Here is a 1020-nt window from a genome sequence, read left to right as displayed (position 1 = left end):
TCGGGAGGTTGTGAACGGGATTTGAGGTCAGAGAAGACCCCCGGTATCGAGGTGGGTAACGACACGCACCCTGACCCGGAGGTCTTCCATGACACACCGTAACGCCCCGATGACCGTTGAGGGTAGGCGCCGGCTCGTCTGTCTTGTTGTCGATCACGGCTGGTCCCAGCGACGCGTTGCTGAACGCTTTCAGGTGTCCCCGGCAACGGTGTCTCGCTGGGTGAGTCGGCACCGGGCAGGGACCGGTTTGGCTGACCGCTCGAGCCGTCCGCACCACAGCCCGAACAGGCTCAGCGCACGTACCGAGCGACGGATCATCGCGCTGCGGTTCAACCGCCGATGGGGGCCGCACCGGATCGGCTACCACCTGCACGTGCCACGCTCGACTGTCGGGCGGGTCTTGGCCCGCTACCGGATGCCTAAGCTGGAGTGCATCGATCAGGCCACCGGCTTGCCGGTCCGCCGGCCCGCGCCCTGTCGCTACGAAGTCGGGCAGCCTGGCAAGCTGGTCCACGTTGATGTCAAGAAGCTTGGCCGCATCCCTAACGGTGGCGGATGGCGGGCCCATGGCCGTGGATCGGGCCAGGACCGGAAGGTCCAGTCCTCACGGGGCAAGGCTGCCCGTGCCGGGCAGCCTTCGTCGCGGGGGTATCGGTACCTGCATCACGCCGTCGATGACTACTCCCGGCTGGTCTACTCCGAGATCCTTGACGACGAGAAGAAGCACACCGCGGCCGGGTTTTGGACTCGTGCCCGGGCGTTCTTCACCGGGATCGGCGTGAGCGTAGAAGCAGTCATGACGGATAACGGGGCTTGTTACCGGTCCGGAGACTTCCAGCGAGCCCTCGGAGATGGGGTCCGGCACAAACGGACGAGGCCTCGCCGTCCGCAGACGAATGGGAAAGTCGAGCGGTTCAACCGGACGCTGATGAACGAATGGGCCTACGCGAGACCGTATGCCAGTGAGAGTGCTCGCGAAAACTCGTACGCAGCGTTCTTGCATGACTACAATCACCATCG

1 protein-coding gene is annotated in these 1020 nt (G+C 64.6%); it reads left to right on the top strand.

Features of this window, described 5'->3' with window-relative positions:
• Positions 1–88 precede the first annotated feature (88 nt).
• A partial coding sequence (locus tag H9634_RS14365) for an IS481 family transposase (protein ID WP_191727484.1) occupies positions 89–1020 on the top strand: 932 nt, incomplete at its 3' end.

Origin of the sequence: Brevibacterium gallinarum, from assembly GCF_014836885.1 — a bacterium.
Taxonomy (GTDB): Bacteria; Actinomycetota; Actinomycetes; order Actinomycetales; family Brevibacteriaceae; genus Brevibacterium; species Brevibacterium gallinarum.
The sequence above is the reverse complement of the archived record's forward strand: the minus strand, read 5'-3'. Positions and strand labels throughout refer to the sequence as shown.